The organism is Streptomyces sp. CB02056, from assembly GCF_001905545.1.
Taxonomy (GTDB): domain Bacteria; phylum Actinomycetota; class Actinomycetes; order Streptomycetales; family Streptomycetaceae; genus Kitasatospora.
Genome location: NZ_LIPD01000025.1, coordinates 1 through 25,315, shown reverse-complemented (window position 1 = coordinate 25,315; position 25,315 = coordinate 1). Strand labels below are relative to the sequence as shown.

The window sequence follows — 25,315 nt, the reverse complement described above, 5'->3', positions numbered from 1 at the left end:
CGTAACCACCGCGCCACCCCCGAGGAGCACCGCCCGTGACGACCCACCACGACACGTCCTGGGCGGCCGAGACCGAACCCGCGGCCCCCGCGCCGATCACCCCGGCCGACGTCGCGGACGCCGCCCGACTGGTCTCCTTCGGCCTCCAGGCCAAGCTGCTGCCCGCCCGCGACGCCGAGTACGCCGACCTGGTGCGCCGCCACCGCGAGGACCCGCCGTTCGCCCGGCTCGCCGACGCCATCGCGACCGGCATGGGCCTGGTCGTCCTGGAGGTCTCCCCGCGGGCCGGCATGGCCGTGGCCGCCGCCGAGGACTCGCTGTTCGCCGTCCGGATGGGCGACTACTCGCGCCGCGCCGCCTCCGAGTCCACCGACCGCTTCCTGCACGGCCTCGCCCACCTGGCCGTCGCCGCGATGGCCTTCCCGCGCCCCGAGGACCTCGCCGACGACGGCTACCTCGGCCGGATCACCGTCAACGGCGTCGACTCCTTCGTCCGCCAGGCCTGCCGCCGCCTGGAGGAGCAGGCCGACGCGGACGGCGCCAACACCGACCCGGCCTCCGACGCCCCCGGCCTGGAGGCCGCCTGGCGGGTCTGGGCCCGGCGCACCGCCACCGGCGCCACCAAGGACGCCCGCCGGCTCTCCGGCTCCACCATCGGCATCGTCGCCAAGGCCGTGCTGTTCCTGGTCGACTCCGGCTTCCTCCAGAAGGTCTCGGACGACTCCGGCGGCACCTACCGCACCACCGCCCGCTACCAGCTCCAGGTGCGCGACCTGGCGGGCAGCGCGGCCATGGCCGAACTGCTCGACCTCGGCATCGTCCCGGTCTCCGACGGCACCGCCAGCCTGCTGCCGCCGGACACCGGCGACGAACTGGTCGCCGACGCGGGGCTGCCGTTCCACTCCCTCTGAGCCCCGGCGCCCGGAGCCCACCCGCTCCGGGCCCACCGCGCCGGCCCCGGCCCACCCGCCCCGATCCGGCCCGCCGCCCATCCCTCACGCCACGCAAGCCACGGAGAACAGCCGCACATGTACGAGCTCAACCGGGTCCGCCTCTACTCGATCGGACCGGCCGGCGCCCGCTACGCCGACACGGTGCTCGACCTGCGCGGCGTCGGCGAGCCGGTCGCCGACCCGGCCCCGCAGCAGATCGGCCTGTTCGGCGAGGAACCCGACGGCCCGGTCCGCCGCCCCGCCCCGGCCGGCGTGCTCTTCCTGGAGAACGGCGGCGGCAAGTCCGTCCTGCTCAAGCTGATCTTCTCGGTCATGCTCCCCGGCCACCGCAACACCCTCGGCGGCGCCAGCTCCGGCGTGCTGCGCAAGTTCCTGCTCGCCGACGACTGCGGCCACGTCGCCCTGGAGTGGCAGCACACCGTCACCGGCGAGCCGATCGTGGTCGGCAAGGTCAGCGAGTGGCGCGGCCGCCAGGTCTCCTCCGACCCGCGCAAGTTCGCCGAGACCTGGTACTCCTTCCGCCCCGGCCCCGGCCTGACCCTCGACTCGCTGCCGGTCGCCGAACGGGTCAGCCTGGCCGGCGACCAGAAGGCCCGCGGCCGCCGCCGCACCATGAAGGGCTTCCGCGACGCCCTCACCGAGGCCGGCAAGGCCCACCCGCACCTCGACCTGGTCTTCGAGGACGGCCACGACCGCTGGACCGAGCACCTCGGCGAACTCGGCCTCGACCCCGAACTCTTCCGCTACCAGCGCGAGATGAACGCCGACGAGGGCGAGGCGGCCGGCCTCTTCGCGGTCAAGCACGACAGCGACTTCACCGACCTCCTGCTGCGCGCCGTCACCGACACCCGGGACACCGACGGCCTCGCCGACCTCGTGCACGGCTTCGCCGCCAAGCTCGGCCGCCGCGCCGAACTCACCGCCGAACGCGACTTCACCGCCGGCTCGCTGGACCTCCTGGAGCGCATCGCCGAGGCCACCACCGCCCGCGAGACCGTCCGCGAGGCCCACCGCACCGCCGAGCGCCGCACCCGCCGCCTCGCCCACGCCCTCGCCTCCCGCGCCACCGCCGAACGCGACCGCGCCCAGGACCTCGCCATCGAGGTCGCCGCCGCCGCGAGCGCCGTCACCGCCGCCGAGGCCGACCGCACCCGGCACAGCCTGATCACCGACGAACTCACCCACCGGCACGCCACCCTGAGCCTCACCGCGGCCACCGCCGAGGCCGCCGCGCTGCGCCGCGAACTCATCGACGCCCGCACCCTGCACTCCGCCTGGCAGGCCGCCGAGGCGGTGCTGCGCCAGCGCGCCGCCGCCGACCGGGTCGCCCGGGTCGCCGCCGCCATCCGCGAGGCCGAGCTGGACGCCGCCCCCGCGCTCGCCGCCCGCGCCCGCGCCGCGACCGCCCTGGCCCGCGCCCTGGAGGCCGCCGCCGCGGCCGCCGAGTCCCGCGCCGACACCGAGGAGGAGCGCGCGGGCGAACTCCAGCAGGACGGCGGCAAGGCCCAGACCGACGCCACCGAGGCCGCCACCGCCGCCCAGAAGGCCCGCAGCGAGGCCGATCACCTGCGCCAGCGCCTCGCCGAGGTCGAGCAGGAGACCGAGGCCGCCGTCGCGGCCGGCTTCATCGACGCCGACGGCGACGTGGACCCGGCCCGCGCCGCGCTGTACGCCGCCGACGTCGAGAAGGCCGCCTCCGCCGCGCTCGCCCAGGCCCGTACCGCCGCCGAGTCCGCCGCCGCCCGGCTGCGCGAGGCCGCCGCCGCCACCTCGCGCGCCGAACTCGCCGCCGAGCGGGCCGGCGACGCGCGCAAGGACGCCGCCCGGTCCCTCGCCGCCGAGCAGCGCACCGCCGCCCTGCTCGCCACCGAACAGCGCCTCGCCGACCTGCTCTCCCTGACCCCCTACCAGGAGGGCGCCGAGGAGGACGCCGGCTTCCTCACCCCCGCCCTGCTCGACCGCAACGCCGAGTACCTGCGCGAACTCCTCGACGAGTCCATCGCCACCGCCGAACGCACCCTGTTCGACCTCCGCACGGCCGCCGCCGACGACTCCCGCATCCTCGCCGCCCTCGGCGACGGCGGCCTGCTGCCGCCCGGCCCGGACGTGCTCGCCACCGTCGAGTACCTCGCCGAGCACGGCATCCCGGCCCTGCCCGGCTGGCGCTACCTCGCCCAGTCCGTCGACCCGGCCGACCACGAGGCGATCCTCGCCGCCCGCCCCGAACTGGTCGACGGCGTCGTCGTCACCGACCCCTCCTCGCTGGAGCGCGCCCGCGAGGCCCTGCAGGCCGCCGCCCTGCTGCCGCGCTCCACCGTCGCCGTCGGCGCCGCCGCCTCGCTGATCGCCCCGATCACCGACGAGCCCGCCTTCTTCCTCGTGCCGCCGAACCCGGCCATGCACGACGAGTCCGCCGCCGACGGCGAGCGCCGCGAACTGCGCGCCCGGGCGAGCGCCCGCGAGGAGCACATCCGCGAACTGGCCGGCCGCCTCGGCGCCGACCGCGCCCTCGCCGCCCGCCTCGCCTCCTGGCACGCCAGCTGCCCGCCCGGCACCCTCGCCGAACTCGCCGCCGCCGCCGAGGCCGCCCGCGAGCACGCCGAGCAGGCCGCCGCCGCCCTGGCCACCCTGCGCGCCGACCACGACGAGGCCGAGACCGACCACACCGCGGCCGCCTCCGCCCACGAGGAGCACCGCGAGGCCGCCCAGCGCGCCCGCCGCCGCGCCGACGCCCTCTCCGGCCTCGCCTTCCGGCTGCGCGAGCGCGCCAACTGGGCCCGCCGCCAGCGCGAACTCGCCGAGGACGCCGCCGAGTGCGACCGCCGCCAGGCGCTCTGCGCCGAACGCGCCCGCACCTGCGACGAGGACCGCCGCGCCGCCCAGCGCGCCGCCGACGACGCCCGCCGGACGGCCCGCGCGCTGCGCGCCGAACGCGCCGAGATCCCCGCCGCCGAGCAGGCCGACGAACCCGCCGAGGCCGCCCCCGCCGCGCTGCCCGCCCTGCGCGAGGCCTACCGCGCCGCCTCCCAGCTGTACGAGAAGGTCGGCGTCGGCGCCGACCTGCGCGCCGAACAGGCCCGCGCCGAGGGCGACGAGGCCGCCGCCGCGACCGAACTCGACCGCCTCACCAACAAGGTGCGCACCCGCGCCGAGGAACTCCTCGGCAGCCCCGACGGCGCCGACGGCCCGGCCCGCCAGGCCGCCGCCGCCCGCGCCGAGGAACTGGTCGCCACCATCGAGGCCCGTTCCGCCACCGCCAGCGAGCAGCTCGGCCGGCTGCGCGGCGAGGCCGAGCGCTCCGCCCCCGCCGACGGCGAGGCGCACACCGAACTGCCCGAGGACCTCGTCCCCACCGATCCGGAGCACGCCCAGGCCCTGCTGCGCACCGCCACCAGCCGCCTGGCCGAGCGCCGCGAGGCCCTGGACGCCGCCCGCACCGCCCACGCCGACCTCCAGCGGACCTTCGACACCGCCCAGGCGTCCGCCGCCGACTTCGACGAGCTGGCCGGCCAGCTCCGCGACGGCCTGCGCGACCACCAGGAGGACCCGGACGACCCGGTCGAGCCGTACCTGGGCTCGCTGACCGAGGCCCGCACCGGCGCCACCGAGGCCCGCCGCGCCCTGCGCACCGCCGCCGGTGAACTGTCCTCCTCCGAACTCGCCGTCCGCGACACCGCCGACGCCCTGGTCCGGCACGCCAACGCGGCCCGCTACGAGGCCGTCCGCACCCCCGCCCGCCAGCAGATCCGCGAACTGCCCGCCTCCGCGCTGCCCGAGCACGCCGCCGCCTGGGCCACCGCCTTTGCGCCCCGGCTGCGGGTGCTCACCGACGAGCTCGCCCAGCTGGAGAAGAACCGCGGCTCGATCGTGGACCGGCTGCGCGGCCTGGTCGAGTCCTCGCTCACCACCCTGCGCGCCGCCCAGCGGCTCTCCCGGCTGCCCGAGGGCCTGGGGGAGTGGTCCGGCCAGGAGTTCCTCCGGATCCGCTTCGAGGACCCGGACCACGCCACCCTGGTCGAGCGCCTGGGCGAGGTCATCGACGAGGCCACCCGCGCCGCCGTCAGGAAGAACAGCGACCTGCGCCGCGACGGCATGTCCCTGCTGCTGCGCGGGGTCGCCGCCGCGATCGGCCCCAAGGGCGTCAGCGTCGAGATCCTCAAGCCCGACGCGGTGCTGCGCGCCGAGCGGGTCAGCGTCGGCCAGATGTCCGACGTCTTCTCCGGCGGCCAGCTGCTCACCGCCGCCATCGCGCTGTACTGCACGATGGCCGCGCTGCGCGCCAACGACCGCGGCCAGTCCCAACTGCGGCACGCCGGCACGCTGTTCCTGGACAACCCGATCGGCCGCGCCAACGCCACCTACCTGCTGGAGCTCCAGCGGGCCGTGGCCGACGCGCTCGGCGTCCAGCTGATCTACACCACCGGCCTGTTCGACACCACCGCGCTCGCCGAGTTCCCGCTGGTGATCCGCCTGCGCAACGACGCCGACCTGCGGGCCGGCCTCAAGTACATCTCGGTCGAGGAGCACCTGCGTCCGGGCCTGCCCGCCGCGCCGGACCCGGACGGCCCGACCATCCACGGCGAGATCACCGCCACCCGGATGTTCAAGCGCCCCGCGGAGGTTCCCGCCCAGCCGTGAACTCGCTAGCGTGATCGCCATGCTGACGATCGCGCACCTCAGTGACATCCACCTCGGCCAGGAGCACGGCCGGGACGACGGCAAGCGTGCCCGCCGGCGGGCCGAGCAGGTGATGGCGTACCTCGACGCCCTGCCCGGCCCGCTGGACGCGGTGCTGGTCACCGGCGACCTCGCCGACCAGGGCCTGCCGGAGGAGTACCGGCAGGTCGCCGAGGTCCTGGTCTCCCGGCACCCGGTGTTCACCTGTCCGGGCAACCACGACTCCAGGTCGCCGTACCGGGAGGTGCTGCTCGGCGAGGCGCCGGGGGAGGGGCCGGTCAACCGGGTGCACCGACTGCCGGGCGCCGACGTGCTGATGCTCGACTCCTCGATACCCGGGCAGCACGACGGCCTGCTGGACGAGCCGACGCTGGACTGGCTGGACGCCGAACTCGCCTCCGGCCGCACCGAGTTGCCCGCCCTGGTGGCCTTCCACCACCCGCCCGTGGAACTGCACCTGCCGTACGTCGACCCGATCCGCCAGTTCGGCGAGGAGTGGCTGGAGCGGGTGCTGCGCCGCCACCCCCGGGTGGCCGCCCTGTTCTGCGGCCACGCGCACACCTCCGCGGCCACCGCCTTCGCCGGCCTGCCGCTGCTGATCGCGCCCGGCGTGGTCTCCACCGTCACGCTGCCCTTCGAGGGCGGGCCCGGCATCTCCTTCGACCACCCGCCGATGCTGGCCTTCCACGTCCTGGACGAGGACCGCCGGCTCACCACCCACTACCGGGCGCTGCCGCTCCGGGACTGACCGATCGGCCTGGTGCTACGGGTGGTTGGGCTGCACCCGGGCCTGGCGCGGCGGCTGCTGCGGTGGCTGTCGCGGCGGTTGGTAGGGCTGCTGGTACGGCGGTCGGGGCGGCTGCTGGTTCCCGTACGGCGGCTGCCCCGACCCGTACGGCTGGGGCTGCTGCCGCCCCGGCCCGTACGGCTGCGGTTGCGGCTGCGGCGACTCGTACGGCTGCCGGTACACCGAGGACGAGCCGGGCCGGGGGAACGGCCGCGCGGCCAGCGGCTCGGAGGGCGCCCGGCTGCCCGCCATCGGGTGCGCGGAGCCCGGCGACTGCATCCGCTGGGCCGCGACCTGGCGGGAGATCAGGATCTCCACCAGGCACCACATGGTGCCGAACACCCCCAGCCCCATCGCCAGCAGCGCGGGCGTCAGCAGCCAACTGTCCGCGTACGAGGCCAGCGTCGCCACCACGACACCGACCAGGGTGAAGGACAGGCAGAGCACCGCCCGGACTGCGGCGGCGCGTACCTCGTCGGGTAGGCGGCGACGGCGGCGGCGTGGCACGGACATCGAGCGACCCCCAGGCGCGTGGCGCGTGTTCGGTGAAGCATACGGAACGGGCGCACACGAAACGCGCCCCCTCGGCACACTCTGCCCCGCCGAACCAGGACTATGCCTCCATAACCGCCGAACTGCCGCCAAACCGTGCCATCCGGGCCGCCATTGCCGTCCCGGCAGGCCTGGCAGACGCCCCCGGCGCCCCGGTTCAGTCCAGCTGGGCGTTGAGCTCCTCCAGCGCGCCGCTCACGATCGTCCGCATCGCCCGCTCGGCGTGGCCGGCGTCCTTGGCGCAGATCGCCTCCGCGACCTCGCGGTGCAGCCGGATCGCGTACGACTCCGGCTGATCGGGCATCAGATGGTACTCGGTCCGGCCGGTGAGCACCGCCGCGACGGTGTCCCCGAGGTGGGCGAACATCTCGTTGCCGGAGGCGCGCAGCACCAGGGAGTGGAAGGCGATGTCGTGTTCGAGGAAGGTGGCCAGGTCGGCGGCCCGCGCGGTGACCGTCAGATCCACGGCCAGTGAACTGAGTTCGCGCCGGTCGTCGTCGCTCGCGTGGGTGGCGGCGAGCGCGGCCGCGGCCGGTTCGACGGCCACCCGCAGGGAGCCGAGCGAGCGCAGCTGGGCGGGCCGGTCCGAGCCGGCCAGGCGCCAGCGGATCACCATCGGGTCGAAGACGTCCCAGACCGACTTCGGCTGCACGGTGATCCCGACCCGTCGCCGGGACGCCACCATGCGCATCCCCTCCAGGATCCGCACTGCCTCCCGGACCACCGTCCGGGAGACCCCGAACCGGTGCTCCAGCTCCTCGCCGCGCAGCACGGCCCCCTCGGGGACCTCCCCCGACGCGATCGCCGGTCCGAGCTCGTCAAGCAGCCGCCCGGGCAGCCCCTGGATCTCCATCCGCCCAGGGTAGACGCCCGCCCCGCGCGCGTTCACGTCGCCCTGTGGCGGTGGTCGTGCCGCCCCGCGGTCCGGGTCGTGCCGCCCCCGTGGTCCGGGTCGTGCGTCCTGCGACCCAGACCACACCGCAAAAGTATGACGATTTGGTTTCCGCCACTTGAATACGTCATATCTTTGAGGCGATAGTGGCGGCCAGGCAACGAAGGAGCACCACCCCATGGCTCTCAGCGTCGAGAACCACGACTTCCCGCAGTCCCCCCTCACCATCGTGGTGATGGGCGTCTCGGGCGTCGGCAAGACCACCCTGGCCCGCCTGCTGGCAGACCGCCTCGCCCTCCCCTTCGCCGAGGCGGACGACTTCCACCCGGCGGCCAACATCGCCAAGATGTCGGCCGGCATCCCGCTGGACGACGAGGACCGCGCGCCCTGGCTGCGCGCCATCGGCGCCTGGCTCAAGGAGCGGGCCGAGGCCGGTACCGGCGGCGTGGTGACCTGCTCGGCGCTGAAGCACCGCTACCGCGACATCCTGCGCGCGGACGCCCCGGGTGCCTTCTTCCTGCACCTCAGCGGTGGTCACGAGCTGGTCGAGGACCGGCTCTCCCACCGCACCGGCCACTTCATGCCGACGTCGCTGCTCGACTCCCAGTACGCCACCTTGGAGCCCCTGGGTGCGGACGAGCGCGGCGCCGCCCTGGACGTGGGCCCGTCCCCCGAAGAACTCGTCGAGATGGCCGTGGCGCTGCTGCGGCCCGTCAATGGAGACCTCGCGTGAGCATTGCCCCCACTCTGCTGGCGGCCGCCCCACCGGCCCTGCCGCACACCAGCAGCGACTCCCAGCTGCTGATCGCGGTGCTGCTCAGCATCGGTGCGATCGTCGTACTGATCACCAAGCTGAAGCTGCACCCGTTCCTCGCCCTCACGCTCGGCTCCGGTCTGCTGGCCGCCGTCGCGGGCGCCCCCTTCGACAAGCTGCTCAGCAGCTTCTCGACGGGCTTCGGCTCCACCGTCGCCAGCGTCGGCCTGCTGATCGGCCTCGGCGCGATGCTCGGCAAGCTGCTCGCCGACTCCGGCGGCGCCAACATCATCGCCGACACCGTGCTCTCCCGCACCGGCAACAAGGCGCTGCCCTGGGCGATGGCGCTGATCGCGGCCGTGCTCGGCCTGCCGCTGTTCTTCGAGGTCGGCGTCGTCCTGCTGATCCCGATCGTGCTGCTGGTCGCCCGCCGCGGCAACGTGCCGCTGATGCGGGTCGGCATCCCGGCCCTGGCCGGCCTGTCGGTGCTGCACGGCCTGGTGCCCCCGCACCCGGGCCCGCTGGTCGCCGTCGACGCGCTGAAGGCCGACCTCGGCATCACCCTGGCGCTCGGCCTGCTGATCGCCGTCCCGACCCTGATCATCGCCGGTCCGCTGTTCGCCCGGGTGGCCGAGCGCTGGGTCGGCCCGCTGGAGATCCCGGCGGCCACCGCCCCCGAGGAGACGGCCAAGCACGACCGCACCCCCTCCTTCGCCGCGGTGCTGGCCACCATCCTGCTGCCGGTCGTGCTGATGCTCGGCAAGGCGCTGGCCGACGTGGTGATCGACAACCCGAAGGCGCTGGGCCAGCGGGTGTTCGACTTCATCGGCTCCCCGCTGATCGCGCTGCTCGCCGCGACCCTGCTCGGCATGGTGACGCTCGGCAAGGCGGCCGGCTTCGACAAGGCCCGGATCTCCGACACCGTCGGCAAGTCGCTCGGCCCGATCGCCGGCATCGTGTTCATCGTCGGCGCGGGCGGCGGCTTCAAGCAGACCCTGATCGACGTGGGCGTCGGCAACGCGGTCAGCGAGTGGTCCGGCAAGTGGCACATCTCCGCGCTGCTGCTCGGCTGGCTGATCGCCGTGCTGATCCGCCTGGCCACCGGCTCGGCGACGGTCGCCACGATCACCGCGGCCGGCATCGTCTCCCCGCTCGCCGCGAACATGTCCTCGACCCACGCGGCCCTGCTGGTGCTCGCGATCGGCGCCGGTTCGCTGTTCCTCTCGCACGTCAACGACGCCGGCTTCTGGCTGGTGAAGGAGTACTTCGGGATGAGCGTCGGGCAGACGCTGAAGTCCTGGTCGGTGATGGAGACGGTGATCTCGGTGGTCGCCATCGCCCTGATCATGCCGCTCAGCCTGATCATCTAGCGCGCGAAGCAGCACCGCCGAGGGGCGGCACCCGTGACCGTACGGGTGCCGCCCCTCGGCGTTTCCGGCCTCCCGGCCGTGCCAGGAGTCGGGTCAGCGCCCCGGCAGCCCCGACAGCACCGCCGCCGTCGCCGCCAGCAGCTCCTCCGCGGCCGCGCCGCCCGCCGCCGTCCGGGCCAGCACCCCCTCGCGCGCCGCCAGGACCACCGCCGCGGCCTGCCCGGCGCTCGCGCCCGGGGGCACCAGCTCCGGCAGGTTCCGCTCCAGGACCCCGGCCAGCGCGGCCGCGACCGCCCGGTCGTGCGCGGCGACCTGCTCGGCCAGCGCCGGGCTCCGGGCCGCGACCAGCCGGAACTCCAGGAACAGCAGGATCCACCCGGTCTCCGCCGGCTCGACCCGCAGCAGCGCCTCCACCAACCGCCGGGCCCGCTCCCGCGGCGCCAGCGACTCGCAGGCGGCGGCCAGCTCCGCGAGCTCGGCCAGCCGCTGCCCCGCCTGGTCGTCGAAGAGGGCCAGCAGCAGGTCCTCCTTGCTGCCGAAGTTCGAGTAGAAGGCGCCGCGGGTGTAGCCGGCGGCGGCGCAGACGTCCTCGATGCTCGTCCGGGCGAAGCCGACGGAGAGGAACAGCTCGCTCGCCGCGGCCAGCAGCCGGGCCCGGGTGTGGATGCGGCGTCTGGGTGGTCGGGGGGCGGTGTCGGCGGGGGGCGGGTTCACGGGAGAACGATACATGGTGTATTCAGTACGAGTCGTATTCAATACGAGCCGTACTGAACGAGGAGCCGCTCCGTGAGTCGACTGCTGATCACCAACGCCCACCTGCTCCACCCCGAGGACGGCACCCGCACCGACCTCGGCTGGCTGGAGGCCGCCGACGGCCGGATCGCCGCCACCGGCACCGGCCGCCCGCCCGCCGCCGGCGAGGACGTCCGGGTCCTCGACGCGGCCGGCGGCACCGTGCTGCCCGGCCTGATCGACGCCCACGTCCACCTGCTGATCACCTCGCTCGACCTGCCCGACTTCGCGAACTGGACTGCCGGCTACGCCACCGTGCGCGCCCTCGCCGAGGCCGAGCGGATGCTGCGCCGCGGCTTCACCACCGTCCGCGACGTCGGGGGCGCCGACCACGGGATGGCCCGGGCCCTGGACGAGGGCCTGGTACCCGGCCCGCGGCTGCTGCACGGCGGCAAGGCGCTGTCCCAGACCGGCGGCCACGGCGACCTGCGCCCGCTCGGCGAGGACGTGCTGCCCTGCTGCGAGTCCCGCCCGAACTTCGCCCGGATCGCCGACGGCGTGGACGCGGTGCGCACCGCCGCCCGGGACGAGTTCCGCAAGGGCGCCCACCACCTCAAGGTGCTGCTCTCCGGCGGCGTCGCCTCCCCGCACGACGAGATCGGCGCCGTCCAGTACAGCGAGGAGGAGATCCGCGCGGTCGTCGAGGAGGCCGAGAACCACAACCGCTACGTCACCGTGCACGCCTACCACCCGCGCGCGATCGACCGCGCCCTGCGGGCCGGTGTGCGCTGCGTCGAGCACGGCAACCTGCTGAACGACGGCACGATCGCCCTGCTGCTGGAGAAGGACGCCTTCCTGGTGCCCACCCTGGTCGCCTACGAGGAGACCGCCAGGCTCGGTGCCGCCTCCGGCCTGCCGGCCGCCTCGCTGGGCAAGCTCGCCGAGGTCCGAGACCGGGGCCTGGAGGCCTTGGAACGCGCCCACCGCGCGGGCGTCGACCTGGTCTACGGCAGCGACCTGCTCGGACCGCTGCACCCGGCCCAGCTGGAGGAGTTCACGCTGCGCGCCCGGGTCCAGCCGGTCGCGGACGTGCTGCGCTCGGCGACCACCACGGCGGCCCGGCTGCTCGGCATGGCGGGGGAGATCGGCACCCTCGCCCCGGGCGCCCACGCGGACCTGCTGGTGCTGGACGGCGACCCGCTCGCCGACCTCACCGTCCTCACCCGGTCCGACCTCCACCCGAAGCGGGTGGTCAAGGCCGGCGTCCCGGTCTGACGGCCCGGCCGCACAGCCGTACGGCCGTACAGCCGAACGGCCGTACGGCGAAACGGCGGGCGGGCGCCCGGGGAAGACCCCGAACGCCCGCCCGCCGCAGAGGACCCGCGCTACCGCGCTTCGCCCGGCCGTGCCTACTTGGTGCCGCGCTTCGCGAGGAAGGCCTCGACCTCGGCCCGGATCTCCGGCGTGTCCAGACCGCGCACCGTCATGGTGGTGCGGCGGCGCAGCACGTCGTCCGTGGTGTACGCCCACTCGTTGTCCGCCGCGTACGCGACCTGCGCCCAGACGTCCGGACCGTCCTCGTGGATCGGCCGGCCGAGCTCCGGGTTCTCGTCGATCATGCGGGCGATGTCGAAGGACAGGGTGCCGTAGTGGCTGGCCAGGTGCTTGGCCACCAGCGGCTCCATCCGCGAGCCCGGGTCGCGGTCGATCAGCAGGCGGTGCGCCACCGCGTTCGGCGCGCCGACGCCCGGCAGCGGGACGGTCGGGGCGATCGGGGACATGTCCTCGCCGAGGCTGGTGCCGGGCACGTGGGCCAGCTTCTCCAGCACGGTGCGGCCGATGTGCCGGTAGGTGGTCCACTTGCCGCCGGAGACCGACAGCATGCCGCCGCGGCCCTCGGTGACGACCGTCTCGCGCTTGGCGGCGGCGGTGTCGCCCGGGCCGCCCGGGAGCACCCGCAGGCCGGCGAAGGAGTAGGTGATCAGGTCGCGGTCGAGGTGCTCGTCGCGGATCGCGTGCGCGGCCTCGCCCATGATCTGGTCGATGTCCGCCTCGGTGGCCCGGACGTCCTTCGGGTCGCCGGTGTACTCCTCGTCGGTGGTGCCGAGCAGGACGTGGTCCTCCCACGGGATGGCGAAGGAGACGCGGTACTTGTCGATCGGGATGGTCAGCGCGGCGCGCCACGGCGCCCGGCGCTTGACGACCACGTGGGCGCCCTTGGAGAGGCGGATCGACGGCGCGGCGCCCGCGTCCTCCATCTTGCGCAGGTGGTCCACCCACGGGCCGGTGGCGTTCAGCACCAGGCGGGCGTCGATGCCGAACTCGCTGCCGTCCAGGCGGTCGCGCAGCTCGGCGCCGGTGACCCGGCCGCCGGTGAAGCGCAGGCCGGTGACCTCGGCGTGGTTGAGCACCACGGCGCCGGCGTCGACGGCGGCGCGCACGGTCATCACGGCGACGCGCGAGTCGTTCATCTGGTGGTCGCCGTAGACGGCCACCGAGCGCAGGCCCTCGGTGCGCAGCGCGGGCACCTGCTGGGCGGCGTGCGCGGCGGTGGAGACCCGGCCCATGCCGTCGCGGAAGGCGGACAGCGCCGAGTACAGGAAGACGCCGGCGCCGAGCTTGGCGGCGCCGTGCGGGCCGCCCTTGTAGACGGGCACGAAGAAGGTCAGCGGGTTGACCAGGTGCGGGGCCACGTCGGTGGAGAGCGCGCGGCGCTCCTTGTGGTTCTCCGCGACCAGCTTGACCGCGCCGGTCTGCAGGTAGCGCAGACCGCCGTGGACGAGCTTGGAGGAGGCGCTGGAGGTGGCACCGGCGAAGTCGCCAGCGTCGACCATGGCGACCTTCAGGCCGGCCTGGGACGCGGTCCAGGCGACGGCCGTGCCGAGGATGCCGCCCCCGATCACCAGCAGGTCGTAGGTGGCCTTGCCGAGCAGTTCGCGGGTCTCGGCGCGGGAGGCGGTGTGGCCGGCGGTGCGCTCGGCGCCCAGGGTCGGGATGGTTGCCATGGTGGTTGTGTACGGCGCGCGGGTCGGGCGGCGCCGTTACTCCTCTCGTGTGCGGTGCGGCCTCTGCGGGAGAGGCCGGTCGGCCCGGTGCGGCGGGCCGGTGAAACGCGGTGACACCCGCTGCCGGAACGGCGGGCGGCCGGTCGGGGCACGGGGCCCCGACCGGCTGTCGGTCAGTTGTTCTCTTCTTCCTCCACCCAGCCCATGGTGCGCTCCACGGCCTTGAGCCACTTCTTGTACTCACGCTCCCGGGTGGCCTCGTCCATGCGGGGGGTCCACTCGGCGGCGCGGTGCCAGTTGGCCCGCAGGGTGTCGAGGTCGTTCCAGAAGCCGACGGCGAGTCCGGCCGCGTAGGCGGCGCCGAGGGCGGTGGTCTCGGCCACGTAGGGCCGCTCGACCGGGGCGTCCAGGACGTCGGCGATGTTCTGCATGAGCAGGTTGTTGCTGGTCATGCCGCCGTCGACCTTGAGGGCGGTGAGCTCGACCCCGGAGTCCTTCTGCATGGCGTCGACGACCTCGCGGGTCTGCCAGGCGGTGGCCTCCAGGACGGCCCGGGCCAGGTGGCCCTTGGTGACGTACCGGGTCAGACCGGCGATCACACCGCGGGCGTCGGAGCGCCAGTACGGGGCGAACAGGCCGGAGAAGGCCGGGACGAAGTAGGCGCCGCCGTTGTCCTCGACGGTGTTGGCGAGGGTCTCGATCTCGGCGGCGGTCGAGATGATGCCGAGCTGGTCGCGCAGCCACTGGACGAGCGAGCCGGTGACGGCGATCGAGCCTTCCAGGGCGTACACCGGGGCCTGGTCGCCGATCCGGTAGCCGACGGTGGTCAGCAGGCCGTGGTACGAGTTGACGATCTTCTCGCCGGTGTTCAGCAGGAGGAAGGTGCCGGTGCCGTAGGTGGACTTGGCCTCGCCCTCGTCGAAGCAGGTCTGGCCGAACAGCGCGGCCTGCTGGTCGCCGAGCGCGGAGGCGACCGGGACGCCGGCCAGGTCGCCGACGGCCTCGCCGTACACCTCGGCGGAGGAGCGGATCTCCGGCAGGACGGACATCGGGACGCCCATCGACTCGGCGATCTTGTCGTCCCACTGCAGGGTGTGCAGGTTCATCAGCATGGTGCGGCTGGCGTTGGTGACGTCCGTGACGTGCTTGCCGCCGTCGACACCGCCGGTGAGGTTCCAGATCACCCAGGTGTCCATGGTGCCGAACAGGATGTCGCCGGCCTCGGCGCGCTCGCGCAGGCCCTCGACGTTGTCCAGCAGCCAGCGGATCTTCGGGCCGGCGAAGTAGCTGGCCAGCGGGAGGCCGGTCTCGCGGCGGAAGCGGTCCTGGCCGACGTTGCGGCCCAGCTCGCGGCAGAGGCCCTCGGTGCGGGTGTCCTGCCACACCAGCGCGTTGTGCACGGGCTCGCCGGTGTTCTTGTCCCACAGGACGGTGGTCTCGCGCTGGTTGGTGATGCCGATCGCGCGGATGTCGTCCTTGGTCAGGCCGGCCTTCTCCAGCGCGCCGCGGACGACCGACTGCACCCGGGTCCAGATCTCGGCGGCGTCGTGCTCGACGTAGCCGGGCTGGGGGAAGATCTGCCGGTGCTCCTGCTGGTCGACGGCGACGATCCGGCCGTCGGCGCCGAAGATGATGCAGCGGCTGGAGGTGGTGCCCTGGTCGATCGCGGCGATGTAGTTACCGGTGGAGGTCATGGGGAGGGTCCTCGGCTCGGGTTCGGGGGTTACGGGGTGGGTGGGCCTGACGCGTCGGTCGGTCAGTCCCCGTGTGCGGCGGGGTCGAACCCGTCCTTTAGAAGATGGCGTTGTAGAGGCCGCCGGCCGCGAGTCCGCCCAGGATCGGGCCGACGACCGGGATCCAGGCGTACGACCAGTCGGAGCCGCCCTTGTTCGGGATCGGCAGCAGGGCGTGCGCGATGCGCGGGCCGAGGTCACGGGCCGGGTTGATCGCGTAGCCGGTCGGGCCGCCCAGCGAGAGGCCGATGCCGACGACGGTGAAGGCGACCATCAGGGTGCCGGTGCCGGACTGGGAGAGGCCGCTGTTGGTGCCGATGGTGAGGATCGCGAAGCAGAGCACGAAGGTGCCGATGACCTCGGTGATCACGTTCTGGACCGGGTTCCGGATCTCGGGGCCGGTCGAGAAGATGCCGAGGGTGGGCTCCTTGTTCGCGTTGAACTGGCCCAGGTAGGTGGCCCAGACCAGGACGGCGCCGATGATCGCGCCGAGCAGCTGGGAGCCGAGGTAGAGCGGCACCTGGCTCCACTCGCCGCTCTTGACCGCGAGGGCGATGGTGACGGCCGGGTTGAGGTGGGCACCGGACTTCGGGGCCGACATGTAGGCGGCGATGAGGACCGCGAATCCCCAGCCGAAGGTGATCGCCAGCCAGCCGGCGTTGACGGCCTTCGACTTCTTGAGGGTCACGGCGGCGCAGACGCCACCGCCGAGAAGTATCAGGGCGGCGGTGCCGAGGGTTTCGCCGACGAAGACGTCGCCGTTGGAGAACGCGGACACAAAGACTCCCTTGTCCATATGGCCCGGAGGGTGGGTGGGGGCAGGCGGCCGGTCGATCGTTGTGCGGGTGAGCGCACTGTGGGAGTGATCTCTCCGGCCATCGTTCGACAATGTCGACCGTCATGCGGAAGCTTCCTCCCCAGGTCGCCCCCACGTCAAGGCAGGGTTACGGAGCTGTGACCCTGACCCCGACAGGTCCGTCGACGTTACCGAGCGGAGCGCCCCGAAACAGGACAAAACGCCAGAGGCGCGGACAGGCCTCCGCCCGTCCGCGCCTCAGCGTGACGAATCGACGGCCCTCCGCGAGCCGCCCGTGGATGTGCTCAGAACCGCCCGGCGCCCAGGTCGCGGGAGATCGCCCGCGCCGCGCTGCGCACCGAGGCCACCAGCGAGGGCTTCACGAAGCCGTCCTCGCAGACCCGCTCGACCGCCCCGCTGATGCAGACCGCGCCCACCGGGTTGCGCCGCCGGTCCTGGATCAGCGCGCCGATCGAGGCCACGCCCTCCCAGGTCTCCTCGATCGAGTCCGCCCAGCCGCGCTCCCGGACCAGCGCGCACTCGGCGTCCACGTCGGCCGCCTCGGTCAGCGTGCGCACGGTGTACGACTCGTACGGGCCGTCGCCCAACTCGCCGCGCGCGACCGGGTCGTAGGACACCAGCACCTTGCCCAGGGCGGTGCTGTGCAGCGGCTGCATGGAGCCCACCTCCAGCACTTGCCGGGTGTCGTCCGGCCGGAACACGTGGTGCACGATCAGCACGCCCTGCTGGTGCAGCACGCCCAGGTAGACCGTCTCCCCGGCCGCCCGGGCCAGGTCGTCCGCCCACACCAGCGCCCGCGCCCGCAGCTCGTGCACGTCCAGGTAGCTCTGGCCCAGCCGCAGCAGCTCGGCGCCCAGCTGGTACTTGCCGGTCTCCGGGTCCTGCTCGACGAACCCCTCCTGCTGCAGCGTGCGCAGGATGCCGTGCGCCGTGCCCTTGGCCAGGTCCAGTGCCGTCGAGACCTCGGACAGGCCGAGCCGGCGCTCGCCGCCGGCCAGCAGGCGCATGATCGCGGCGGCCCGGGAAAGCGACTGGATCGGGCCGGGCATGGGAACCTCCGCGCTGACAGGCGGTCGACATTGTCGACCACAGTGGTGACGGGACGAGTCTGCCAGGCCGCCCTGACTCCGTGCACCTTCCCCCCGGGTAACCCGCTCTCGACCCCGTGTTCACCTGCCGTGCTCCCAGGTCCGGGCCGGGGCGTGCACACGCGCCCCCGCGCCGGTCCTCACCGCCCCGCGCCGGGCCTCACCCCGCCCGCGAGGTCAGCCCACCGCCTCCGCGCACTGCGCCCGCAGCACCGTCACCTCCGCCGCCAGCGCCGCGATCCCGTCCGTCCCGACCCGGCAGCAGCCGCCCACCAGCCGCGCGCCGTCCGCGAGCCAGCCGCCCACCCGGGCCGAGCGGAAGGTCGGCTCGCCGCGCCAGCCCCGGCGGCCGGCGTCCCAGCTCTCCCCGCTGTTCGGGTAGACCACCACCGGCTTCCCGGTCACCTCGGCGGCCACCGCCACCGCCCGGTCCGCGTCCTGCGGCGTGCAGCAGTTGACGCCCACCGCGACCACCTCGTCCACGTCGGCGGCCAGCGCGAACGCCTCCGCCAGCGGCTGTCCGGCCCTGGTCCGGTCGCCCTCGATGCTGTACGACAACCAGGCCGGCACCCCAAGCCCGCGCACCAGCCCCAGCAGCGCCCGCGCCTCGTCCACGTCCGGCACCGTCTCCAGCGCCAGCACGTCCGGCCGGGCCGCCGCCAGCACCTCCAGCCGCGGCCGGTGGAAGTCCGCCAGCTCCGCGACGCCCAGCCCGTACCGGCCCCGGTACTCCGAGCCGTCCGCCAGCACCGCCCCGTACGGGCCCACCGAGGCCGCCACCCAGCGCCGCCGCCCGCCCGGCTCCGGGCGCGCCGCCTCCCGGGCCAGCTCCACGCTGCTCGCCAGCAGCCGGGCGGCCTGCGCCCGGCCGACCCCGCGGCGCGCGAAGCCCTCGAAACTCGCCTGGTAGCTCGCGGTTATCGCGACGTCGGCGCCCGCCGCGAAGTACGCCCGGTGTGCCGCCACCACCGCCTGCGGGTCGTCCGCCAGCAGCCGCGCCGACCAGAGCCCGTCCGAGAGGTCGTGCCCGGCCGCCGCCAACTGGTTCGACATCCCTCCGTCGAGCACCAGCGGACCGGCGGCCAGCGCGGCGGCGAAGTCCGGCGGGGGAGCAGTGGGCATGGCGGCCTCCTCGGGCAGAGTTCCTGGTCACAGCCTAGAGGCGGAGGCCCCCGCCGGGCAGGAAAACCATTTGCCGCCGGGGAACGCACTCGCTACGTTGTGCTCAGCCCGAGAAGAACGGCCTGATCACAACGGCCGGAACAGACCTCGGACGACGATCCAGCACCGGCACGGCAGGCCCGGTGGCACCGGCGACGACGGAAAGGAGCCCGGCGATGGCAGCGGACGACCAGCCGCCCCCCACCGGGCCCGGGGCCGAGGAGGAGTGGCTCGCCGCGTACGACCCGCGCGCCTACACCCCGGTCGCCGTCACCGTGGACGTGGTCGCCCTGACCTTGCGCCACGGCGGCCTGCACGTCCTGCTCGTCGAACGCGGCGCCCCGCCCTACCAGGGCTGCTGGGCGCTGCCCGGCGGCTTCCTGCGCGCAGGGGAAGAGGGCCTGGACGAGGCCGCCGCCCGCGAGCTCGCCGAGGAGACGGGCCTGCAGAGCGCCTCCGAGGCCGAGACCAGGCTCTGCCGCCTCCACCTGGAGCAGCTCGGCACCTACGGCACCCCCGAGCGGGATCCGCGGATGCACGTCGTCTCGGTCGCCTACCTCGCCTTCGCCCCAGACCTGCCCGACCCCCAGGCCGGAACGGACGCCGCGGCCGCCGCCTGGCACCCCGTCTCCGACCTGGACCTCCGGCCCTGCGGCCGGTCCCGAACCGCCGGTGTGCCCGCCGACACCCACGGGGGTGGCGTCGACGGGCGCACCGGCCCCGGCCCGCTCACGCTGGCCTTCGACCACGCCCGCATCCTCGCCGACGGCCTCGACCGGGTGCGCGCCAAACTCGAGTACAGCCCGCTGGCCACCGCCTTCCTGCCGTACGACTTCACCATCCCCGACCTCCGCGCCGTCTACGAGGCGGTCTGGGACGAGAAGCTCCACCCCGGCAACTTCCACCGCAAGGTGCTGTCCGTGCCCGGCTTCGTCGAGAGCACCGGCACCACCACCGAGCGCGGCGGAGCCCGCGGCGGCCCCCGCGCCCGCACCTACCACGCCGGCGACGCCCGCCTGCTGCACCCCGCGCTGCTCCGCCCCGCCCGCGAAGGCACGGCCGACGACGACGCGACCGACAGCACAGCCGACGACGCGGGCTCCCGCTGAGGGTCCGCGGCCCCCGGCGGCACCCTCGGCCGACCGGGCTACCATCCGGCCATGACCACTGACGAAGCGACGACCGCCGACGAAGCCCAGCAGACCGCCCACCGGCCCTTCTCGCACTGCCACTTCTGCGGTACGCCCTACCCGGCCGACACCCGCGCCTGGCCGCGCACCTGCCCCGGCTGCGCCGAGATCAGCTACCGCAACCCGCTGCCCGTCGCGATCACCGTCCTCCCCGTCACCCGCCCCGACGCCGACCCGGCCCTGGTCGTCATCCGCCGCACCATCGAGCCCGGCTACGGCGAACTCGCCTTCCCCGGCGGCTACATGGACTACGGCGAGAGCTGGCAGCAGGCCTGCGTGCGCGAACTGCACGAGGAGACCGGCATCACCGCCGACCCGGCGGAGGTCGCCCTGATCCACACCGCCTCCGACCCCGACGGCCGCTTCGTGATGCTCTGCGGACTGCTCCCGGCCCGCCCGCTCGCCGACCTCCCGCCCTCGCGCCCCACCGACGAGACCGACGGCTGGCTGCTCGCCACCGCCGAAACCCCGCTCGTCTGGGACTTCCACAACGGCGTCCTGCGCCGCTGGTTCAGCGGCGAGTTCACCCCCCGCTGACCCACCGGCCGACCCTGGCGCGGCGGGCGATCACATGGCATGGTCTGCACCGACAGCCCAACCGGACGGGTCTGCCACGAGCGCTCCCGTCCCCACCACCGGCCGGGAGACCACCACCGTGAGCACCCCACCGCAGGACCAGCCGCTCTGGCGCCCCAACCCCGCTCGCGCCGCCGCCACCACCCTGGTGGCCTTCCAGGCCTGGGCCGCCGAACACCACGGCGCCCCGGCCGCCCCGCTCGCCCCGGCCGCCGACGACCAGCAGGCCGCCGAGCGCTACGCGGACCTGCACGCCTGGTCCACCGAGGACCTCGACCGGTTCTGGACCGCGATCACCCAGTGGTTCGACGTCCGCTTCACCCGGGCCCCCGAAGCCGTCCTCGCCGACGCCGCCATGCCCGGCGCCCGCTGGTTCCCCGGCGCCCGCCTCAACTACGCCGAGCACGCCCTGCGCGCCGCCGACGACCCGGCCAACGCCGACCGCCCCGCGATCCTCCACCTCGACGAGACCACCGAGCAGCCGGCCGTCCTCACCTGGTCCGAGCTCCGCCGTCAGGTCGGCTCGCTCGCCGCCGCCCTGCGCGCCCGCGGCATCGGCCCGGGCGACCGGGTCAGCGCCTACCTGCCCAACGTCCCGCAGGCCGCGGTCGCCCTGCTCGCCACCGCCGCCGTCGGCGCGGTCTGGACCAGCTGCGCCCCCGACTTCGGCGCCCGCAGCGTCCTCGACCGCCTCCAGCAGATCGAGCCCGCCGTCCTCTTCGCCATCGACGGCTACCACTACGGCGGCAAGGACCACGACCGCACCGAGGTCGTCGCCGAGCTGCGCCGCGAACTCCCCAGCCTGCACACCGTCGTGCACGTCCCGCTGCTCGGCGCCCCCGCCCCCGAGGGCGCCCTGCACTGGGACGACCTGGTCGCCGACGACGTGGAGCCGGTCTTCGAGCCCGTCCCCTTCGACCACCCGCTCTGGGTCCTCTACTCCTCCGGCACCACCGGCCTGCCCAAGGCCATCGTCCAGAGCCAGGGCGGCATCCTGCTCGAACACCTCAAGCAGGCCGGCCTCCACCTCGACCTCGGCCCCCGGGACCGCTTCCTCTGGTACACCTCCACCGGCTGGATGATGTGGAACTTCCTGCTGGCCGGCCTCCTCGTCGGGTCCACGATCGTCACCTACGACGGCAGCCCGGGCCACCCCGACACCGGCGCCCTCTGGTCCGTGGCCGCCCGCACCGGCGCCACCGTCCTCGGCACCTCCGCTGCCTACGTGATCGCCAGCCGCAAGGCCGAGCTCCACCCCGGCCGCGACCTCGACCTGTCCGCCGTGCGCTGCATCGGCACCACCGGCTCCCCGCTCCCGCCGGACGGCTTCCGCTGGATCTACCAGGAGGTCAAGGAGGACGTCTGGCTCGCCTCCGTCAGCGGCGGCACCGACGTCTGCTCCTGCTTCGTCGGCGGCGTCCCCACCCTCCCGGTGCACCTCGGCGAGATCCAGGCCCCCTGCCTCGGCGCGGCCGTCGAGTCCTGGGACGTCCAGGGACACCCGCACACCGACACCGTCGGCGAACTCGTCGTCACCAAGCCCATCCCCTCGATGCCCACCGGCTTCTGGAACGACCCCGAGGGCACCCGCTACCACGACAGCTACTTCGACATGTACCCCGGCGTCTGGCGCCACGGCGACTGGATCACCGTCACCTCCCGGGGCACCGTCGTGATCCACGGCCGCTCCGACTCCACCCTCAACCGCCAGGGTGTCCGGATGGGCTCCTCGGACATCTACGAGGTCGTCGAGCGCCTCCCCGAGATCGCCGAGTCCCTGGTCATCGGCCTGGAGGAGCCCGACGGCGGCTACTGGATGCCGCTGTTCGTCGTCCTCGCCCCCGGTGCGGAGCTGAACGACGACCTGATCGGCCGCATCCGCACCTCGCTGCGCACCGAGCTCTCCCCGCGCCACGTGCCCGACGAGGTCATCGCCGTCGACGGCCTCCCGCACACCCTCACCGGCAAGCGGATCGAGGTCCCGGTCAAGCGCATCCTCTCCGGCACCCCGCTGGAGCAGGCCGTTAACCCCGGCTCCGTCGACCGCATCGAGCACCTGCGCTTCTTCGAGCGGCTCCGCCTCGACCGCCAGGCCTGACCGGCCCCGGGGCACACGAAAGGGGCGCCCCCACCGTCCTGGTGGGAGCGCCCCTTCTCATGTCGCTACGTCGGCCGCCCGCCCTACTCGCCGGAGAGCACCTGCTGCGCGGCGGCCCGCGCCTCCTCGGCGTTGTCCGCGGCCCGGGCCGCCTCGGCCGCCCGGCGGCACTGCGCCAGCGTGTACTTGGCGAGCGTGGTCCGCACGTAGGGGATCGAGGCCGCGCCCATCGACAGGCTGGTGACGCCCAGACCGGTCAGCACCACGGCCAGCAGCGGGTCGGCGGCCGCCTCACCGCAGACCCCGCAGCTCTTGCCGCTCACCCGCGCGGCGTCGGCCGCCGCGGCGACCAGGTCCAGCAGGGCCGGCTGCCACGGGTCCTGGAGCCGGGCCAGCGCACCGACCTGACGGTCGGCCGCGAAGGTGTACTGCGCGAGGTCGTTGGTCCCCAGCGACAGGAACTCGACCTCCTGGAGGATCGACCTGGCGCGCAGCGCGGCCGACGGGATCTCCACCATCGCGCCGAACTTGGCGTCCAGCCCGGCCTCCCGGCACGCGGCCGCGAAGTCCTTGGCGTCCTTGCGGTCGGCCACCATCGGGGCCATCACCTCGAGGTGCACCGGCAGGCCCTCGGCCGCCTTGGCCAGCGACCGGAGCTGGGTCCGCAGCACCTCGGGGTGCTCGAGCAGGGTGCGCAGACCGCGCACGCCCAGCGCCGGGTTCGGCTCGTCGGCCGGGGTCAGGAACTCCAGCGGCTTGTCCGCGCCGGCGTCCAGCACCCGGACCACGACCCGGCCCTCGGGGAAGGCCTCCAGCACCTTGCGGTACGCCTCGACCTGCTTCTCGGCGCTGGGCGCCTTCGCCGAGTCGTCCAGGAACAGGAACTCGGTGCGGAACAGGCCGACGCCCTCGGCGCCGTTCTCCAGCGCGGCCGGCACGTCGGCCGGGCCGCCCACGTTGGCGAGCAGCGGCACCCGGTGACCGTCCGAGGTCTGCCCCGGGCCGGAGGAGGCGGCCAGCGCGGCCTTGCGCGCGGCGGCGGCCGCCCGCAGCTCGTCCTGCTTCTCCTGGGACGGCTCCAGCAGGACATCGCCGGAGCTGCCGTCCACCGCGACGACGGTGCCCTCGGCGACCTCGATCGCGCCGGGCAGCGCCACGACGGCCGGCACGCCCATCGCCCGGGCCAGGATGGCGCTGTGGCTGGTCGGCCCGCCCTCCTCGGTCACGAAGCCGAGCACCAGCGTCGGGTCGAGCAGCGCGGTGTCGGCCGGCGCCAGGTCCCGCGCGAACAGCACGTACGGCTCGTCGCTGTCCGGCACGCCCGGCATCGGCACGCCGAGCAGCCGGGCCACGATCCGGTTGCGCACGTCGTCCAGGTCGGCGACCCGCCCGGCCAGGTACTCCCCGGCGGAGGCGAGCAGCGCCCGGTAGGCCGCGAACGCGTCGTAGACGCCGCGCTCGGCGCTGCTGCCGACGGCGATCCGGCGGGACACGTCGGCCATCAGCTCCGGGTCCTGCGCCATCAGCGCCTGGGCCTCCAGCACGGCCTGGGCCTCGCCGCCCGCGAGGTTGCCGCGCGCGACGAGGTCGGCGGCGACCGCCTCGACGGCGGCCTGGGCGCGGGCCTGCTCGCGCGGGGCGTCCTCGGTCGGGATCTGGGTGGCCGGGGGCTCCAGCACCGCCGTCCCCATGTGCCGCACCTGGCCGATCGCGACCCCGTGGCTCACGCCCACGCCGCGCAGCGTCTTCTCCATGTCACTGTCTCCGCTGAGATGAGCGGCCCCGCCGGGAACCGCTGTGTGTGGGGGCCGCCCCGTCATCTCGTCCGGGGCGGGTGTCGGAAGGAAGGGGTCAGCTCCAGCTGAACAGCTGCTCGCCGGCCTTGGCCTCGCCGTCCTCCCGCAGGTCGCCGAGCGAGTCGGCGGTGGCCTCCAGCGCCACGATCGGCGAGATCGGCGACTTGCCGGCGGCCTCGACGGCCGCCGGGTCCCACTTGATGACGGCCTGACCACGGGTCACCGTGTCGCCCTTGTTGACGAGCAGTTCGAAGCCCTCGCCGTTGAGCTGAACGGTGTCGATCCCGAGGTGGGTCAGCACACCGTGGCCCTCGGCGTCCACGACGACGAACGCGTGCGGGTGCATGGAGACGACGACACCGTCCACCGGAGCGACCGCCGTGGTCTGCTCGCGAACGGGGTCGACCGCGGTGCCCGGGCCGACCATCGCACCCGAGAACACCGGGTCGGGCACGCCCGCGAGCCCCACGATCTTGCCGGTCAGCGGCGACGTCACAGTGGTCATGGTTGTGCCTCCCAAGTGCAGTACAGCGAGCGGCCGCGAGGAGCGGCGCGACGATCAACTGAAGCCTAATTCATGTCAACTTCGGACAACTGCTGACATTCCCGGGCGAAGACCCCGCCCTTGCCTACCTAGCCGGCCGGCGACTCACCGGCCCGCTAGTGGTCTAGTCCTCTGGCCGATGCGCCGCACTCTACAGGCATCTTGGCGAATCGAGACCATTGCTGTATATGCTCGCGAGAGCAACAAATCATGCCGCCGTCCGAGCGACCCCGGGTGCGCCCCGGTTCGCGCTCCGGCTGCCGACCCGCTATGGTTGGGCGAGTCGCCGCAACTCGGCGGTTAACGCCAGATTTCAGGTGCAAAAACCCCCGGTAAACGGAACGGAAAGCATCTGGTAAGCTGGAAACACGAAAGAACGAAGCCCGGAGGGTCCGCTGGAAGGCGGTCCGAAGGAAGCGTCCGTTCCTTGAGAACTCAACAGCGTGCCAAAAGTCAACGCCAGATATGTTGACATCCCCGGCCTCAGGGTTTCCTGGGGTTGGAGATTCCTTTTGAAACAAACACTAGCGAGGACGCAGTGCGCGGGGCCGCCCTATTCCGGTGGTTGCCGTGCCGCTCAACGCGGGTGT

The 25,315-nt window shown here is 74.0% G+C and carries 19 protein-coding genes; 9 read left to right on the top strand and 10 right to left on the bottom strand.

The window, feature by feature from the left end; translation table 11 throughout:
• Positions 1–35: 35 nt before the first annotated feature.
• The 3 genes from AMK13_RS39300 to AMK13_RS39290 all read left to right on the top strand — a co-directional run bounded on the left by AMK13_RS39300 (position 36) and on the right by AMK13_RS39290 (position 6,378).
• Complete coding sequence (locus tag AMK13_RS39300) at positions 36–911, top strand: hypothetical protein (RefSeq protein ID WP_049658421.1); 876 nt, start codon at positions 36–38, stop codon at positions 909–911.
• Between the two features lie 117 nt (positions 912–1,028).
• Positions 1,029–5,591, top strand: coding sequence for a hypothetical protein (locus AMK13_RS39295; protein ID WP_074006353.1), 4,563 nt, complete (start codon positions 1,029–1,031; stop codon positions 5,589–5,591).
• A 19-nt stretch (positions 5,592–5,610) separates the two neighbouring features.
• On the top strand, positions 5,611–6,378 hold the full coding sequence (locus AMK13_RS39290; protein WP_074006386.1) for a metallophosphoesterase: 768 nt from the start codon (positions 5,611–5,613) through the stop codon (positions 6,376–6,378).
• A gap of 15 nt (positions 6,379–6,393) precedes the next feature.
• On the opposite strand, the gene AMK13_RS39285 is transcribed toward AMK13_RS39290, so the two are convergent.
• Both AMK13_RS39285 and AMK13_RS39280 read right to left on the bottom strand, forming a co-directional pair.
• Positions 6,394–6,930 carry a hypothetical protein gene (locus AMK13_RS39285; RefSeq protein WP_143204763.1) on the bottom strand — a complete coding sequence of 179 codons (537 nt, stop codon included), beginning with the start codon at positions 6,928–6,930 and terminating at the stop codon, positions 6,394–6,396.
• A gap of 196 nt (positions 6,931–7,126) precedes the next feature.
• Positions 7,127–7,822, bottom strand: coding sequence for a FadR/GntR family transcriptional regulator (locus AMK13_RS39280; RefSeq protein WP_049658539.1), 696 nt, complete (start codon positions 7,820–7,822; stop codon positions 7,127–7,129).
• Positions 7,823–8,039: 217 nt separating this feature from the next.
• On the opposite strand from AMK13_RS39280, the gene AMK13_RS39275 reads away from it, so the two are divergent.
• Positions 8,040–8,594, top strand: a complete 555-nt coding sequence (locus AMK13_RS39275) for a gluconokinase (protein ID WP_074006352.1) — start codon at positions 8,040–8,042, stop codon at positions 8,592–8,594.
• 2 nt (positions 8,595–8,596) lie between these two features.
• The gene (locus AMK13_RS39270) at positions 8,597–9,985 is read left to right on the top strand and encodes a GntT/GntP/DsdX family permease (protein WP_074006385.1); all 1,389 of its coding nucleotides are present in this window, start codon (positions 8,597–8,599) and stop codon (positions 9,983–9,985) included.
• Between the two features lie 93 nt (positions 9,986–10,078).
• Here AMK13_RS39270 and AMK13_RS39265 read toward each other — a convergent pair whose 3' ends face one another.
• A complete protein-coding gene (locus AMK13_RS39265; protein ID WP_074006351.1) occupies positions 10,079–10,699 on the bottom strand; it encodes a TetR/AcrR family transcriptional regulator in 621 nt (206 codons plus the stop codon).
• A 72-nt stretch (positions 10,700–10,771) separates the two neighbouring features.
• Here AMK13_RS39265 and AMK13_RS39260 point away from each other — a divergent pair, with 72 nt between their 5' ends.
• Entirely contained in the window at positions 10,772–11,992 is a 1,221-nt protein-coding gene (locus AMK13_RS39260; protein WP_074006350.1) for a metal-dependent hydrolase family protein, read from the top strand.
• A 134-nt stretch (positions 11,993–12,126) separates the two neighbouring features.
• Here the strand turns inward: AMK13_RS39260 and AMK13_RS39255 are convergent, their stop codons facing one another.
• From AMK13_RS39255 to mmuM, 5 genes are all read right to left on the bottom strand, one after another.
• Positions 12,127–13,722 (bottom strand): glycerol-3-phosphate dehydrogenase/oxidase, encoded by a 1,596-nt coding sequence (locus AMK13_RS39255; RefSeq protein ID WP_049657374.1) that lies wholly within the window; start codon positions 13,720–13,722, stop codon positions 12,127–12,129.
• Positions 13,723–13,895: 173 nt separating this feature from the next.
• Entirely contained in the window at positions 13,896–15,416 is a 1,521-nt protein-coding gene (gene glpK / locus AMK13_RS39250; RefSeq protein ID WP_049657375.1) for a glycerol kinase GlpK, read from the bottom strand.
• A 97-nt stretch (positions 15,417–15,513) separates the two neighbouring features.
• Positions 15,514–16,233, bottom strand: a complete 720-nt coding sequence (locus AMK13_RS39245) for an MIP/aquaporin family protein (RefSeq protein ID WP_234348595.1) — start codon at positions 16,231–16,233, stop codon at positions 15,514–15,516.
• Positions 16,234–16,556: 323 nt separating this feature from the next.
• On the bottom strand, positions 16,557–17,321 hold the full coding sequence (locus AMK13_RS39240) for an IclR family transcriptional regulator (RefSeq protein ID WP_049657378.1): 765 nt from the start codon (positions 17,319–17,321) through the stop codon (positions 16,557–16,559).
• Positions 17,322–17,537: 216 nt separating this feature from the next.
• Complete coding sequence (mmuM, locus tag AMK13_RS39235; RefSeq protein WP_074006349.1) at positions 17,538–18,482, bottom strand: homocysteine S-methyltransferase; 945 nt, start codon at positions 18,480–18,482, stop codon at positions 17,538–17,540.
• Positions 18,483–18,697: 215 nt separating this feature from the next.
• On the opposite strand from mmuM, the gene AMK13_RS39230 reads away from it, so the two are divergent.
• The 3 genes from AMK13_RS39230 to AMK13_RS39220 all read left to right on the top strand — a co-directional run bounded on the left by AMK13_RS39230 (position 18,698) and on the right by AMK13_RS39220 (position 22,385).
• A complete protein-coding gene (locus AMK13_RS39230; protein WP_074006348.1) occupies positions 18,698–19,630 on the top strand; it encodes an NUDIX hydrolase in 933 nt (310 codons plus the stop codon).
• 51 nt (positions 19,631–19,681) lie between these two features.
• Complete coding sequence (locus AMK13_RS39225; RefSeq protein ID WP_074006347.1) at positions 19,682–20,248, top strand: NUDIX domain-containing protein; 567 nt, start codon at positions 19,682–19,684, stop codon at positions 20,246–20,248.
• Positions 20,249–20,366: 118 nt separating this feature from the next.
• Positions 20,367–22,385, top strand: a complete 2,019-nt coding sequence (locus tag AMK13_RS39220; protein WP_074006346.1) for an acetoacetate--CoA ligase — start codon at positions 20,367–20,369, stop codon at positions 22,383–22,385.
• A gap of 83 nt (positions 22,386–22,468) precedes the next feature.
• On the opposite strand, the gene ptsP is transcribed toward AMK13_RS39220, so the two are convergent.
• Positions 22,469–24,139 (bottom strand): phosphoenolpyruvate--protein phosphotransferase, encoded by a 1,671-nt coding sequence (gene ptsP / locus AMK13_RS39215; RefSeq protein ID WP_074006345.1) that lies wholly within the window; start codon positions 24,137–24,139, stop codon positions 22,469–22,471.
• Positions 24,140–24,236: 97 nt separating this feature from the next.
• Complete coding sequence (locus AMK13_RS39210; protein WP_049657699.1) at positions 24,237–24,686, bottom strand: PTS sugar transporter subunit IIA; 450 nt, start codon at positions 24,684–24,686, stop codon at positions 24,237–24,239.
• Positions 24,687–25,315: the final 629 nt, after the last annotated feature.